Consider the following 14,927-nt stretch of genomic DNA (forward strand, 5'->3'; position numbering starts at 1 on the left):
CAAACGCCGCCAGTCCAGACTTCGAGAAAGAAATGCCCAAGCGCACCGACCTCCAAACCATCCTCATCATCGGCGCCGGCCCGATCGTCATCGGCCAGGCCTGCGAGTTCGATTACTCCGGCGCGCAGGCGTGCAAGGCGCTGCGCGACGAGGGCTACCGCGTGGTGCTGGTCAACAGCAACCCGGCCACGATCATGACCGACCCGAACATGGCCGACGCCGTGTACATCGAGCCGATCAACTGGCAGACGGTCGAGAAGATCATCGCCAAGGAAAAGCCCGACGCGCTGCTGCCGACGATGGGCGGGCAGACCGCGCTGAACTGCGCGCTGGACCTGGCCGACCACGGCGTGCTGGAGAAGTACGGCGTCGAGCTGATCGGCGCCAAGCGCGAGGCCATCCGCATGGCCGAAGACCGCGAGCTGTTCCGCGTGGCGATGGGCGAGATCGGCCTGGAGTGCCCGAAGGCGGCAGTGGCGCACACCCTGGAAGAGGCGCTGGAGATTCAGGCCACGGTCGGCTACCCGACCATCATCCGCCCCAGCTTCACCCTCGGCGGCAGCGGCGGCGGCATCGCCTACAACCGCGAGGAACTGATCGAGATCGTCGGCCGCGGCCTGGAACTGTCGCCGACCAGCGAAGTGCTGGTCGAGGAGTCGGTGCTGGGCTGGAAGGAGTTCGAGATGGAAGTGGTCCGCGACACCGCGGACAACTGCATCATCGTCTGCTCGATCGAGAACCTGGACCCGATGGGCGTGCACACCGGCGACTCGATCACCGTGGCCCCGGCGCAGACCCTGACCGACAAGGAATACCAGCGCCTGCGCGATGCCTCGATCGCGGTGCTGCGCAAGATCGGCGTGGACACCGGCGGTTCCAACGTGCAGTTCGGCATCAACGCGCAGACCGGCCGCGTGGTGGTGATCGAGATGAACCCGCGCGTGTCGCGCTCCTCGGCGCTGGCCTCCAAGGCCACCGGCTTCCCGATCGCCAAGGTCGCGGCCAAGCTGGCGGTCGGCTACACCCTGGACGAACTGAAGAACGAGATCACCGGCGGGCTGACCCCGGCCTCGTTCGAGCCGTCGATCGACTACGTGGTCACCAAGATCCCGCGCTTCGCCTTCGAGAAGTTCCCGCAGGCCGATGCGCGCCTGACCACGCAGATGAAGTCGGTGGGCGAGGTGATGGCGATGGGCCGCACCTTTTCCGAATCGCTGCAGAAGGCCCTGCGCGGCCTGGAGACCGGCAAGATCGGGCTGGACCCGACCGGCCTGGACCTGAGCAGCGAAGACGACCTGGCCACGCTCAAGCGCGAGCTGAAGGCGCCCGGTCCGGAGCGCTTGTTCTACGTCGCCGACGCCTTCCGCGCCGGCATGAGCGTGGAGCAGGTGCACGCGCTGTCGTTCATCGATCCCTGGTTCCTGGACCAGATGGAAGACCTGATCGCGCAGGAAGCGCAGCTGGCTGCCGACGGCCTCGGCGCGCTGGACGCCAAGCGCCTGCGCACGCTCAAGCGCGCCGGCTTCTCCGATGCGCGTCTGGCCGAGCTGTGCGGCACCAACGAGGCCGCGGTGCGCGCGCTGCGCCGCGCGCACAAGGTGCGCCCGGTGTACAAGCGGGTGGACTCGTGCGCGGCGGAGTTCGCCACCAGCACCGCCTACCTGTACTCGACCTACGAGGACGAGTGCGAGGCCGCGCCCAGCAGTCGCGACAAGATCATGATCCTCGGCGGCGGCCCCAACCGCATCGGCCAGGGCATCGAGTTCGATTACTGCTGCGTCCACGCGGCGCTGGCGCTGCGCGAGGACGGCTACGAGACCATCATGGTCAACTGCAATCCGGAGACCGTGTCCACCGACTACGACACCTCCGATCGCCTGTACTTCGAACCGCTGACCCTGGAAGACGTGCTGGAGATCGTCGAGCTGGAGCAGCCGAAGGGCGTGATCGTGCAGTACGGCGGGCAGACCCCGCTGAAGCTGGCGCGCGCGCTGGAGGCCAACGGCGTGCCGGTGATCGGCACCTCGCCGGACTCGATCGACCTGGCCGAGGACCGTGAGCGCTTCCAGCAACTGGTCGACAAGCTGGGCCTGAAGCAGCCGCCGAACCGTATCGCCCGCAACGCCGACGAGGCGCTGGTGCTGGCGCGCGAGATCGGCTATCCGCTGGTGGTGCGCCCGAGCTACGTGCTCGGCGGCCGCGCCATGGAAATCGTCTACGGCGAATCCGACCTGGCGCGCTACGTGCGCGACGCGGTCAAGGTCTCCAACGATTCGCCGGTGCTGCTGGATCGCTTCCTCGACAACGCGGTGGAAGTGGACGTGGACATCATCGCCGACCACAGCGGCCAGGTACTGATCGGCGGCGTCATGGAGCACATCGAGGAAGCCGGCGTGCACTCGGGCGATTCGTCCTGCTCGCTGCCGCCGTATTCGCTGTCGCCTGCCACCCAGACCGAGCTGCGCCGCCAGGTGGTCGAACTGGCCAAGGCGCTGAACGTGGTCGGGCTGATGAACACCCAATTCGCGGTGCAGGTCAACGATGCCGGCGACGACATCGTCTACCTGCTGGAAGTGAATCCGCGCGCCTCGCGTACCGTGCCGTTCGTGTCCAAGGCGATCGGCGTGCCGCTGGCCAAGATCGCCGCGCGCTGCATGGCCGGCAAGACCCTGGCCGAGCAGGGTGCGCTGAAGGAGATCGTGCCCGACTACTACTCGGTGAAGGAGGCGATCTTCCCGTTCGCCAAGTTCCAGGGCGTCGATCCGATCCTCGGCCCGGAGATGCGTTCCACCGGTGAGGTGATGGGCGTGGGCCGCAGCTTCGGCGCGGCGTTCGCGCGTGCGCAGGAAGCCGGCGGCATCAAGGCGCCGCCGCTGGGCAAGGCCTTCGTGTCGGTGCGCGATCCGGACAAGCAGCGCGTGCTGCCGGTGGCGCAGGCGCTGGTCGAGCGCGGCTACACCCTGGTCGCCACCCGCGGCACCTGCGCCTGGCTGCAGCAGCACGGCCTGCAGTGCGAGCAGGTCAACAAGGTCGCCGAGGGCCGCCCGCACATCGTCGATCTGATCAAGAACGGCGAAATCGTGTATATCGTCAACACCACCGAGGGCCGGGCGGCGATCTCCGACTCGTTCTCGATCCGTCGCGAAGCCCTGCAGCATCGCGTCACCTATTCGACCACGGTCGCCGGCGCGCGTGCGCTGGTGCATTCACTGGAATTCCGCGGCACCGGTCCGGTCTGGGCGCTGCAGGAACTGCACAAGGAGCTGGAAGCGTGAGAGCCCCGATCACCATGCAAGGCGCGCAGCGGTTGCGCGAGGAACTGGATCACCTGAAGTCGGTCAAGCGTCCCGAGGTCATCACCGCGATCGCCGAGGCGCGCGCGCACGGCGACCTCAAGGAGAACGCCGAGTACCACGCCGCGCGCGAGCAGCAGGGTTTCATCGAAGGCCGCATCAAGCAGCTGGAAAGCGAGCTGTCGCACGCCGAGGTCATCGACGTCAGCAAGCTGGCGGTCGGCAGCAAGGTGGTGTTCGGCGCCACCGTGACCCTGGCCGATGTGGAGACCGACGAAGAGAAGCGCTACCAGCTGGTCGGCGACCTCGAAGCGGACATCAAGCTGGGCCTGATCGCGATCTCCTCGCCGCTGGCGCGTGCGCTGATCGGCAAGATGGAAGGCGACAGCGTCAGCATCGACGCCCCGGCCGGACGCCGCGAGTACGAGATCGTCAGCGTCGCCTACGTCGGCTGATCCGATGGCGGTCGCCACCTTGCTGTTGCCGGAGCGGGTCCGCCTGGCCGGCGCCGTGCTGGCCGGCGAGGTGGCGCGCGCGTTCGGCCGCGCCGACCGCACGCAGGCCGCGCCCGGCGGCGAGGCGCAGTTGCGCCGCCATTTCGTGCTGGCGGAAGCATCGCTGCCGGCCGCGGCGCTGACCCGCCAACTGGACGCTGGCGATGCCGGCGACGGCCTGTGGCTGCGCGCCGATCCCGCCTACGTGGTGCCGGACATGCAGGGCGCACGGCTGATGGCGCATGGCGACATGCTGCCGCTCGACGCGGTGGACCTGGACGCGCTGTTGCCGGCGGTCCAGGGCGTGTTCGCCGAGAGCGGGCTGACCCTGGACGCGCCCGATCCGACCCGCTGGTACCTGCGCCTGCCGGCCGACAGTGTGCTGCCTGTGTTCGCGGCACCGGCGCAGGTGCTCGGCGCGGACCTGTTCGATCATCTGCCGCAGGGCGAGGACGCGCGCCGCTGGCGTGCCCTGCTGACCGAAGTGCAGATCGTGCTGCACCAGCATCCCTGGAACCGCGAACGCGTCGCCCACGGCCAGCCGGCGATCAATTCGCTGTGGTTCTGGGGCGGCGGCCGCCTGCCGGCCACCGTCGGCACTGCGCATGCGCAGGTGCGCAGCCGCGATCCGCTGTTGCGCGCGTTGGCCCAGGCCGCCGGCGTCGCCGATGCGCAGGCGCCGCGGGTCGATGCGCTGGTCGACCTGCGTCAGTTGCGCGCGCCCGAGCAGTTCGTCGGCGAGGTGGTGCAGCCGCTGCTGCAGGCGCTGCGCGACGGCGAGTTGCAGCAGCTGCAACTGGATTTCGAGGACGGCACCTGTTTCCGCATCGCCCCCGCGCAACGCTGGCGCCTGTGGCGGCGACCGCTGTCGCGCCTGGACGCATGAGTTCCAGCGCGCGCATCGTGCGGCGGCCCGCGGCGGCCGCGGCCGGCCCGTGGCACGAGGCGACCTTGCCGCTGCTGCGGCGCATCTACGCCGCGCGCGGCGCGCACGACAGTGGCATGGCGCAGCCCAAGTTGGCGCAGTTGCTGCCGCCGGATGCGCTGAGCGGCATCGACGCCGCAGTGGAATTGCTGGCCGAAGCCATCTCGTCGGGCAAGCGCATCCTGGTGGTCGGCGATTTCGACTGCGACGGCGCCACCGCCTGTGCAGTGGCGGTGCGCGGGCTGCGCCTGCTCGGCGCCGCGCAGGTGCTGCACGCGGTGCCCAACCGCATGGTCCATGGCTACGGGCTGTCGCCGGCGCTGGTCGCGGAACTGGCGCCGTTGCAGCCGGACCTGCTGGTGACGGTGGACCACGGCATCGCCTGCCATGCCGGCGTCGTCGCGGCCAAGGCGCTGGGCTGGCAGGTGCTGGTCACTGACCACCACCTGCCGGGTCCGGCCTTGCCGCCGGCCGACGCCATCGTCGACCCGAACCTGGCCGGCGACGCGTTCCCGAGCAAGATGCTGGCCGGCGTCGGCGTGATCTTCTATGTGCTGCTGGCCTTGCGCCGGCACCTGCGCGTGCGCGGCGCGTTTGCGGCGGCACCGCCGGACCTGAGTGTGCTGCTGGACCTGGTCGCGGTCGGCACCGTCGCCGACCTGGTGCCGCTGGATCCCAACAACCGCGCGCTGGTCTCGGCGGGTTTGCGCCGGTTGCAGCGTGGCGAAGGTTGCATCGGCCTGCGCGCCTTGATCGAGGCCAGCGGTCGCGACCCGGCGCGGCTCAGCGCCAGCGACATCGGCTTCGCCCTGGCGCCGCGGCTCAACGCCGCCGGCCGCCTTGAGGACATGGCCCTGGGCATCGAGTTGCTGCTGTGCGAGGACCCGCAACAGGCGCGCACGATCGCCGCGACGCTGGAAGAGATCAACGCCGAGCGCCGCGCCGTGCAGCAGCAGATGACGGACGAGGCCGAAGCGGTGGTGGCGCAGGCGCTGCTGGCCGCGCCCGAGCAGCCGCCGGTGGCGGTGTGCCTGTTCGATGCGCAGTGGCATCCCGGCGTGATCGGCCTGGTCGCCTCGAAGATGAAGGACCGCCTGCATCGGCCGGTGATCGCCTTCGCCCCGGCCGAGCCGGGCAGCACTCAGTTGCGCGGCTCGGCGCGTTCGATTCCCGGCTTTCACATCCGCGACGCGATGGCGGCGGTGGAGGCGCAGCGGCCGGGCCTGATGGAGAAGTTCGGCGGCCATGCCATGGCCGCGGGCCTGAGCCTGCCGCAGGACGCGCTGGCCGAGTTCGAAGAGGTGTTCCGCGCGCATGCGCTGGCCAGCCTGGACGCGGAACTGCTGCAGGCCGAACTGCTCAGCGACGGCGTGCTGGAGCCGCACGAACTCGACCACCGCCATGCCGAGGCGCTGCGCCAGGGCGGGCCATGGGGGCAGGGCTTCCCCGAGCCGCTGTTCGATGGCGAATTCGAGGTGCTGCAGTGGCGCTTGCTGAAGGAGCGCCACGTCAAGCTGAGCCTGCGTTGCCCCGGCCGCGCCGAACCCTTGAACGCGATCCATTTCAACGGCTGGCACGGTCGCGAACCGGGCCGCCGCGTGCACATCGCCTATCGGCTGGTCGCCGACGACTACCGCGGCGGCGATGCGGTGCAACTGGTGGTGGAGCACTGTCTGCCGTTGGATGGCTGAGCAGTTGGCGGTCTGACGCTGCGCGTGGTGCCGGACCCTCACCCCAACCCCTCTCCCGGAGGGAGAGGGGCTTTGCTTTCCCTTCTCCCAACGGGAGAAGGTGGCCCGCAGGGCCGGATGAGGGTAGGGCGCAGCCTCGCGCCGTCTGTTGCATCGCGCCTGTGCCGGACCCTCACCCCAACCCCTCTCCCGGTGGGAGAGGGGCTTTGCTTTCCCTTCTCCCCCCGGGAGAAGGTGCCCCGCAGGGGCGGATGAGGGTACGGGCGCGGCCTCGCGCCGTCTGTTGCATCGCGCCTGCGCCGGACCCTCACCCCAACCCCTCTCCCGGAGGGAGAGGGGCTTTGCTTTCCCTTCTCCCCCGGGAGAAGGTGCCCCGCAGGGGCGGATGAGGGTACGGGCGCAGCCTCGCATCGCCAAAGCGCTGCGCCTTGCGCCGCACCCTCCCCCCCAACCCCTCTCCCGATGGGAGAGGGACTTGCGCGTCGCCTGAGTCTGGACGCACACAAGCAACCCCATCGCGTCACGGCGGACGTTCAAGCCATACCGTCCCAGCAAGGAGCGATCCATGCCGTCCACCATGCGCAGCAACGTGTGCGTGTTGTTGCTTTTGTTGTCGTTACTCGCCGCGGTCCCGGCCGGGGCGCAGTCCGCGCCGCAGCGGCAATTGGTCGCGCCGTTGCTGCACACCGACGCCGGCGAACGTCCGGTCGAGCTGCGCTCGGCGACCGTGCGTGCGCATGCCGCCGCTGGCCTGGCCGAAACCACGGTGGAGCTGGAGTTCTTCAATCCCAACGCGCGCGTGCTGGAAGGGCAGCTGACGTTCCCGCTGCGCGAGGGGCAGCAACTCAGCGGTTTCGCCCTGGACGTCGACGGGCAGATGCGCGACGCGGTGCCGGTGCCCAAGGCGCGCGGGCGCCAGGTGTTCGAAGCGGTCGAGCGGCGCGGCGTGGATCCGGGCCTGCTCGAGCAGACCGCCGGCAACCACTTCCGGCTGCGCGTCTACCCGCTGCCGGCGCATGGCAGCCGCCATGTGCGCCTGGTCTATCGCGAATCGCTACAGCGTACCGCCGCCGGCTGGCAATGGCGCTTGCCGCTGGCGTATGCGGTTGGCGCGCGGTCGCTGCAGGTCGCGCTGAGTAGCCAGGCCGCGCCTGATGAACGCGCGGCGACCCCCGGCATGCGGCTGCTGCCGACGGCGGATGGCGGCTACGCCGCGTCCTGGTCCGGCAGCCCGGCGCAGTTGCCGTCGGAGCTGGTGCTGTCGCTGCGCGCAAGCGCCACGCCGCGCGTGGCGACCGGTCTCCACGATGGCCAGCGCTACTTCCAGGCGCTGGTGCCGATCGCCGACCTGCATGGCCCGCGCCCGCTGCCACAACGCATCGGCCTGCTCTGGGATGCGTCCGGTTCGGCACGGCAGCGCGACATTCCGGCCGAACTGGCCTTGCTGCAGCGCTATTTCGCCGCGGTCGGCACCGCCCAGGTCGATCTGATCGTGCTGCGCGACCGTGCCGCGGCGCCGCGCAGATTCCAGGTGCGCAACGGCGACTGGAGCGCCCTGAAGGCGGCGTTGCAGGCCGAGCAGCCCGACGGCGCCAGTGCGCTGGGCGCCTGGCAACCGGCGGCGCAGGTGCAGGAGTATCTGTTGTTCAGCGATGGCCTGGGCAACTACGGCGCGCAGACCATGCCGACGCTGGCGCCGGGGCAGCGCCTGTATGCGATCGACTCGGCCGGCGTGCACGCCGATGCCGCGCGCCTGGCGGCGATCGCGGAAGGGCGCGGCGGACGCGCGATCGCATTGCAGGGCCTGCCGGGCGTGCAACTGGCCAGCGAGCGGCTGTTGCTGCGTGGCGGAGAACTGGTCGCGCTGGACGGTAGCCAGGTCGCCGATTTGGTCGCCGATTCGCGCGACGCCGACGATGGCTACCTGCGCATCGCCGGGCGCCTGCTCGGCGCCGATGCGACGCTGCATCTGGAGATAGCCACCGCCGCCAGCACCCGACGCCTGAGTCTGCCGTTGCGCGAGGCGGAGGAAGTTCCAGGCGACCTGGTGCCGGGCGCCTGGGCACGGGCCATGTTGCGCAACCTGTCCGCCGAGCCGCAGGGATCGGCCGCGCGCCGTCAGGCGCTGGCGACGCGCTTCGGGCTGGTCAGCGCCGACACCTCGTTGCTGGTGCTGGAGAATGCCGACGACTACGCCCGCTATGGCATCCCGGCGCCCCCGGCGCTGCGTGCGGCGGTGGCGGGTGCGCAGGTGCGGCAGCAGAAGTTGCAAGACGATACGCGCAAGCGACGCATCGACCAGGTCGCCGACGCGTTCGCGCAGCGTGTCGCCTGGTGGCAGCGGCGCTTTCCCAAGGACGCGCCGCCAGTGGCGATCGCCGCCGCTGACACTGCCGACCAGCGCATGCAGGCCCCGTCGGGCCCGCAACGGTCCACGGCCCTCGCAGCGCCTGCGCCGATGCCCGCTGCCGCGCCTGCACTTGCGCCGCTGGAGCTGGACATCGTCGGCGGTTCGTCCGGCGCGCCCAGCGACGCGGCCGCGTCGGCGACTGCGCGCGAGCGTGTGGCGGCTCCGGCCACGATCTCCCTGGCCGTGCAGCCCTGGCAGCCGGATTCGCCGTATGCGCGGCGCCTGCGTGCTGCCGCAGCGGACGCGGTGTATCCGCTGTACCTGAGCGAACGCGCGGCGCACGCCGACAGCGTGGCGTTCTACCTGGATGTGGCCGATGTGCTGTTCGAGCGCGGCCAGCGCGACCTGGCCCTGCGGGTGCTCTCCAACCTGGCCGAGCTGCAACTGGAAAATCGCCACGTGCTGCGCGTGCTCGGCTACCGGCTGCTGCAGGCCGGTCGCGCCGACCTGGCGGTGCCGGTGTTCGAGCAGGTGCTGCGGCTGGGCGAAGAGGAGCCGCAGAGTTTCCGCGACCTGGGCCTGGCCTATGCCGCGCGCGGCGACGCGCAGGCGGCGATCGCACAGCTGTACCAGGTGGTGGTGCGCGACTGGGACACGCGCTTCGACGGGGTGAGCATGATCGCGCTCAACGAACTGAACGCGATCGTGGCGCGGGCGCCGCGGCCGCTGGACACCGGCTTCGTCGATCCACGGCTGCTGCGCAACCTGCCGCTGGACCTGCGCGTGGTGCTGAACTGGGACAGCGACAACAGCGACATGGACCTGTGGGTGACCGACCCCAATGGCGAGCGCTGCTTTTACGGAAACCGCGCGACTTACCAGGGCGGCCAGCTGTCGCCGGACTTCACCGGCGGCTACGGGCCGGAGGAGTTCTCGCTGCGCACCGCCAAACCCGGCAAGTACAAGGTGGAAGCGAACTTCTTCGGCGAGCGCCAGCCGCTGGTCACCGGTGCCACCACCTTGCATCTGCAACTGAGCACGGGCTGGGGCACGGCCGCGCAGCGCGACCAGCAGGTGACGCTGCGCCTGACCGAGCGCAAGGAAACGGTGCTGGTCGGCGAGTTCGACGTGCGCTGATCCGCCCATGGCGCGCCGGTGCGGTCATGCCGGCGCGCTACACTTCGACCATGTCCGATCCGTCCGGCGCCAGCGCCTATTCCCGTTTCCAGCCCTGGCGCCGCAGCTTCGAAATCGGCTTCTGGGTCGCGCTGACCCTGATCAACGCCACCGCCAACAGCATCACGGTGCTGATCGACATCCGCACCACCGGGTTGCACTTCGCCGCCTGGGAGCCGGTGGTCTGGGAGTGGTCCAGCCAACTGATGTTCCTGCTGATCGTGCCGCTGGTGGTGCTGCTGACCCGGCGCTACCCGCTGCACTGGGACACCTGGCGGCGCCGGCTGCCGGGCTACCTGCTGGGCAGCGTGGTGCTGTCGGTAGTGCATGTGGTGGGGATGGTGGCCCTGCGCAGCCTGGTCTACCGCCTGCAGGGCCAGCACTACGACTTCGGGCCGTGGCTGCAGGGCCTGGCCTACGAGTATCTGAAGGATGTGCGCAGCCTGGCCTCGATCGCGCTGTGCGTGGAGATGTACCGGTTCCTGTTGCGGCGCTGGCAGGGCGAAGCGGCGTTGCTCGGCGCGCCCGACGCCGGCCCGCCGGTGGGCTCGCTGGAACGGCCGGAGCGCTTCCTGGTGCGCAAGCTGGGCCGCGATTTCCTGGTCGCCGCGGCCGACATCGAGTGGCTGCAGGCCGCCGGCAACTACGTCAACCTGCGCGTGCGCGGCCACGACTACCCGCTGCGCAGCACCATGGCCGCGATCGAGGCGCGGCTGGATCCGGCGCGGTTCGTGCGCATCCACCGCAGCTACATCGTCAACCTGGCCAGCGTGGTCTCGATCGAGCCGCTGGAGGCGGGCGAGGCGCGGGTGCACCTGCGCGACGGCAGCCAGGTGCCGTGCAGCCGCCGCTACCGCGCCGCGCTGCGCGTGGCGGCCGGGGAGGGCGAGGCGGCGACCATCGAGTAGTCCGGCGGCGCTGTGGCGCGGCGGCCGGAGTTGCTAGAATCGCGCTCTTGTCTGCCGGAAATGCCGCAATGATCGAACTCAATCCGATTCGCCACCGCATCGCCGATCTGTCCGATCGGGTGCTGTCGCTACGGGGGTTTCTTTGACTACGACGCCAAGAAGGAGCGTCTAGAGGAAGTCACCCGGGAGCTGGAAAGCCCCGACGTCTGGAACGACCCCGAGCGCGCCCAGGGCCTGGGCCGCGAACGTGCCAGCCTGGAGAAGACCGTCGGCGGCATCGCCAGCGTGCTCGATGGCCTGAACGAATCGCTGGAATTCCTGGAACTGGCCGAGAGCGAGAACGACGAGGCCACCGCTCAGGCGGTGCTGGCCGACGTCGACCGCTTCCAGGCACAGGTGGAGAAGCTGGAGTTCCAGCGCATGTTCTCCGGGCAGATGGACGCCAGCAACGCCTTCGTCGACATCCAGGCCGGCGCCGGCGGCACCGAGGCCCAGGACTGGGCCGAGATCCTGCTGCGCATGTACCTGCGCTGGTGCGAGTCGCGCGGCTGGAAGACCGAGCTGATGGAAGTCTCCGGCGGCGAAGTGGCCGGGATCAAGTCCGCCACGCTGCGCGTGGAGGGCGACTTCGCCTACGGCTGGCTGAAGACCGAGACCGGCGTGCACCGGCTGGTGCGCAAGTCGCCGTTCGACTCGGACAACCGCCGCCATACCAGCTTCACCTCGGTGTTCGTGTCGCCGGAAGTGGACGACAACATCGACATCGACATCAACCCGGCCGATCTGAAGACCGACGTGTACCGGTCCTCCGGCGCGGGCGGCCAGCACGTCAACAAGACCGAGTCGGCGGTGCGCATCACCCACGTGCCCACCGGCATCGTGGTGGCCTGCCAGACCGGGCGCAGCCAGCACCAGAACCGCGACAACGCGATGAAGATGCTCGCCGCCAAGCTGTACGAGCTGGAGATCCAGAAGCGCAACGCCGAGCGCGATGCGGTGGAGGCGACCAAGTCCGACATCGGCTGGGGCAGCCAGATCCGCAACTACGTGCTCGACCAGAGCCGGATCAAGGACCTGCGCACCGGCGTGGAGCGCTCGGACACCCAGAAGGTGCTCGACGGCGACCTGGACGAGTTCGTCGAGGCCAGCCTCAAGTCCGGCCTGGAAGCCGGCGCGAAACGCAGCGACGCCTGAACCGGCGGCCTCCGTCCTGGCGACGGAGGCCGTGCGGCGGCACACGGCCCGCCGGCTGGTGCATTCTTTCCCTTCCTCACGCATCCCCCATCCCATGACCGAGCAGACCCCCGCGCCGTCCCTTCCCGTCGACGAGAACAGCCTCATCGCCGAACGGCGCGCCAAACTCGCCGCGCTGCGCGCGCAGGGCGTGGCCTATCCGAACGATTTCCGCCGCAGCGACTTCGCCGGCGATCTGCAGGCCGAGTTCGCCGACACCGAGCGCTGGACCGCCGAGGCGCTGGAGGCCCAGGGCCGCAGCCTGCGCCTGGCCGGGCGCCTGCTGGCCAAGCGGGTGATGGGCAAGGCCAGCTTCGTGCAACTGCAGGACGAGTCCGGGCGCATCCAGCTGTTCCTGCAGGCCAACGCCCTGGGCGAGGCCTACGACGCCTTCAAGGGCTGGGACATCGGCGACATCATCGGCGTGGAAGGCGGGCTGACCCGCACCAAGACCGGCGAGCTGTCGATCAAGGCCACCGGGCTGCGGCTGCTGACCAAGGCGCTGCGGCCGCTGCCGGACAAGTGGCATGGCCTGTCGGACGTGGAGCAGCGCTACCGCCAGCGCTACGTCGACCTGATCGTGTCGCCGGAGGCGCGCGAGGTGTTCGTCAAGCGCTCCAAGATCATCCGCGCCATGCGCGCCTGGCTGGACGCGCGCCGCTTCCTGGAAGTGGAGACGCCGATGATGCATTACATCCCCGGCGGCGCCACGGCCAAGCCGTTCACCACCCACCACAACGCCCTGGACCTGGACCTGTACCTGCGGGTGGCCCCGGAGCTGTACCTGAAGCGCCTGGTGGTCGGCGGCCTGGAACGGGTCTACGAAATCAACCGCAATTTCCGCAACGAAGGCGTCAGCACCCGGCACAATCCGGAATTCACCATGATGGAGCTGTACGAGGCCTACGCCACGTACCACGAGGTGATGGACCTGACCGAGAACGTCATCCGCGACGTCGCCCGCGAGGTGCTGGGCACCACCCAGGTGCACTGGGACGGCGCCGACATCGACCTGGCGCCGGCGTTCCGCCGCTGGCGCATGGACGAAGCGGTGCGCCACCACAACCCGGAGATCAGCGCCGCCGATTGCACCGACCGCGAGGCCCTGCTGCGCCACTGCGAGCGGCTGAAGATCCGCACCAAGCCGTCCTACGGCTGGGGCAAGCTGCTGCTGGAGATCTTCGAGGCCACGGTCGAGCACACCCTGATCCAGCCGACCTTCATCACCGACCACCCGGTCGAGGTGTCGCCGCTGGCCCGCTCCAGCGACACCGAGCCGGGCTACACCGACCGCTTCGAGCTGTTCATCAACGGCAAGGAAATCGCCAACGGCTTCTCCGAGCTCAACGACCCGGAAGACCAAGCGGCGCGGTTCCAGGCCCAGGTGGCGGCGAAGGACGGGGGGGACGACGAGGCCATGCACTTCGACGCCGACTACATCCGGGCGCTGGAAGTCGGGCTGCCGCCGACCGGCGGCCTGGGCATCGGCATCGACCGACTGGTAATGTTGCTCACCGGCAGCAGCTCGATCCGTGACGTGCTGCTGTTTCCGTACATGCGTCCGGAGGCTTAACCTAGCCGCGGACGAGGTGGCGCGGTTCTTGCACCAGGCGTTGCACGCAAAAGGAAGTGAGGTGGACGGGCCGGGGTGAGTCAGCGTCGGCGCGTTCCCGTTGTCGTCTCAGCAGCCCGCGCAGATGCGACGGGCGGAGGATTGCAGATGCATGATGCCAGCATGAGCCTCTCCGGCGCGTCCTCGAACGGGGACCGTCTCCACTGGGCGGACGGAAGCGACAATCGTTTGAACATCGTCATCGTCGACGATCAGACCTCCGCGCGGACGATGCTGCGGCATGTCATCGAGGACATCGCCCCGGAACTGACCGTGCGCGACTTCGGCGACTCGCAGGCCGCGCTGGCCTGGTGCGAGGCCGGCAAGGTCGACCTGTTGCTGCTCGACTACCGCATGCCGGGCATGGACGGGCTGGAGTTCGCGCGGCGCCTGCGCCGCCTGCCCAAGCACCGCGACATCCCGATCATCCTGATCACCGTGGTCGGCGACGAGCCGATCCGCCAGGCGGCGCTGGAAGCGGGGGTGATCGACTTCCTGGTCAAGCCGATCCGCCCGCGCGAGCTGCGCGCGCGTTGCCACAACCTGCTGCAACTGCGGCTGCAGAGCGAGAACATCAAGCAGCGCGCGATGTCGCTGGAGCAGCGCCTGCTGGCCAGCATGCGCGAGGTCGAGGAACGCGAGCGCGAGACCCTGTCGCGGCTGGCGCGGGCCATCGAGTACCGCGACGTCGGCACCAGCGCCTACCTGGAACGCATGGCGCACGTGGCCGGGCTGATCGCCGAGCAACTGGGCCTGTCCGAGGACGAGGTACGGGTCATCGAGATGGCCGCGAGCCTGCACGACATGGGCAAGATCGCCATTCCCGACGCGGTGCTGCTCAAGCCGGGCAAGCTCAACGAGGACGAGATGGCGGTGATGCGCATGCACCCGCGCATCGGCTACGAACTGCTCAGCGGCAGCCAGAACCGTTTCATCCAGGTCGGCGCGCTGATCGCCCTGCGCCACCATGAGCGCTACGACGGCAGCGGCTACCCGGACGGCCTGGTCGGCGAGGCGATTCCGCTGGAAGCGCGGATCGTGGCGGTCGCCGACGTATTCGACGCGCTGATCTCGCCGCGCCCCTACAAGGAAGCCTGGACCATGGATGCGACGCTGGCCTATCTCTACGCCCAGCGCGGCCGCCTGTTCGACCCGCGCTGCGTGGACGCGCTGTTTCGCGGCCGCGAGCAACTGCAGGTGATCTGCGAGAAATTCTCCACCGCCTCGGCGCGACCAGGAGTCTGA

The 14,927-nt window shown here is 69.6% G+C and carries 9 protein-coding genes; all 9 read left to right on the forward strand.

The window, feature by feature from the left end; translation table 11 throughout:
* Positions 1 to 32: 32 nt before the first annotated feature.
* The 9 genes from carB to CEK65_RS02120 all read left to right on the forward strand — a co-directional run bounded on the left by carB (position 33) and on the right by CEK65_RS02120 (position 14,927).
* Positions 33 to 3,275, forward strand: a complete 3,243-nt coding sequence (carB, locus tag CEK65_RS02080; RefSeq protein WP_152180615.1) for a carbamoyl-phosphate synthase large subunit — start codon at positions 33 to 35, stop codon at positions 3,273 to 3,275.
* Positions 3,276 to 3,283: 8 nt separating this feature from the next.
* On the forward strand, positions 3,284 to 3,748 hold the full coding sequence (greA, locus tag CEK65_RS02085) for a transcription elongation factor GreA (protein ID WP_026143501.1): 465 nt from the start codon (positions 3,284 to 3,286) through the stop codon (positions 3,746 to 3,748).
* Positions 3,749 to 3,752: 4 nt separating this feature from the next.
* Positions 3,753 to 4,673 (forward strand): phosphoglycerate mutase, encoded by a 921-nt coding sequence (locus CEK65_RS02090; RefSeq protein ID WP_152180616.1) that lies wholly within the window; start codon positions 3,753 to 3,755, stop codon positions 4,671 to 4,673.
* The gene (recJ, locus tag CEK65_RS02095) at positions 4,670 to 6,403 is read left to right on the forward strand and encodes a single-stranded-DNA-specific exonuclease RecJ (RefSeq protein WP_152180617.1); all 1,734 of its coding nucleotides are present in this window, start codon (positions 4,670 to 4,672) and stop codon (positions 6,401 to 6,403) included. The genes CEK65_RS02090 and recJ overlap by 4 nt, the downstream gene beginning before the upstream one ends.
* A 565-nt stretch (positions 6,404 to 6,968) precedes the next feature.
* On the forward strand, positions 6,969 to 9,890 hold the full coding sequence (locus CEK65_RS02100) for a VIT domain-containing protein (protein WP_226980445.1): 2,922 nt from the start codon (positions 6,969 to 6,971) through the stop codon (positions 9,888 to 9,890).
* Positions 9,891 to 9,940: 50 nt separating this feature from the next.
* Complete coding sequence (locus tag CEK65_RS02105) at positions 9,941 to 10,837, forward strand: LytTR family DNA-binding domain-containing protein (RefSeq protein ID WP_226980446.1); 897 nt, start codon at positions 9,941 to 9,943, stop codon at positions 10,835 to 10,837.
* Between the two features lie 68 nt (positions 10,838 to 10,905).
* A protein-coding gene (gene prfB, locus CEK65_RS02110) for a peptide chain release factor 2 (RefSeq protein ID WP_100224025.1) occupies positions 10,906 to 12,031 on the forward strand; the annotation gives its coding sequence in 2 pieces (ribosomal slippage) (positions 10,906 to 10,980 and positions 10,982 to 12,031; 1,125 coding nt in all).
* A 94-nt stretch (positions 12,032 to 12,125) separates the two neighbouring features.
* Positions 12,126 to 13,643, forward strand: coding sequence for a lysine--tRNA ligase (lysS, locus tag CEK65_RS02115; protein ID WP_148828371.1), 1,518 nt, complete (start codon positions 12,126 to 12,128; stop codon positions 13,641 to 13,643).
* Positions 13,644 to 13,790: 147 nt separating this feature from the next.
* A complete protein-coding gene (locus CEK65_RS02120) occupies positions 13,791 to 14,927 on the forward strand; it encodes a two-component system response regulator (RefSeq protein ID WP_043086876.1) in 1,137 nt (378 codons plus the stop codon).

The sequence above is a fragment of the Xanthomonas sp. LMG 12459 genome (assembly GCF_009192905.1).
Classification (GTDB): domain Bacteria; phylum Pseudomonadota; class Gammaproteobacteria; order Xanthomonadales; family Xanthomonadaceae; genus Xanthomonas_A; species Xanthomonas_A sontii.

What these genes read in the sequence shown, in the direction of transcription:
- carB (WP_152180615.1), top strand. Translation starts at nt 33, where the DNA reads ATGCCCAAGCGCACCGACCTCCAAACCATCCTCATCATCGGCGCCGGC.
- CEK65_RS02090 (WP_152180616.1), top strand. Translation starts at nt 3,753, where the DNA reads ATGGCGGTCGCCACCTTGCTGTTGCCGGAGCGGGTCCGCCTGGCCGGC.
- recJ (WP_152180617.1), top strand. Translation starts at nt 4,670, where the DNA reads ATGAGTTCCAGCGCGCGCATCGTGCGGCGGCCCGCGGCGGCCGCGGCC.
- CEK65_RS02100 (WP_226980445.1), top strand. Translation starts at nt 6,969, where the DNA reads ATGCCGTCCACCATGCGCAGCAACGTGTGCGTGTTGTTGCTTTTGTTG.
- CEK65_RS02105 (WP_226980446.1), top strand. Translation starts at nt 9,941, where the DNA reads ATGTCCGATCCGTCCGGCGCCAGCGCCTATTCCCGTTTCCAGCCCTGG.
- lysS (WP_148828371.1), top strand. Translation starts at nt 12,126, where the DNA reads ATGACCGAGCAGACCCCCGCGCCGTCCCTTCCCGTCGACGAGAACAGC.
- CEK65_RS02120 (WP_043086876.1), top strand. Translation starts at nt 13,791, where the DNA reads ATGCATGATGCCAGCATGAGCCTCTCCGGCGCGTCCTCGAACGGGGAC.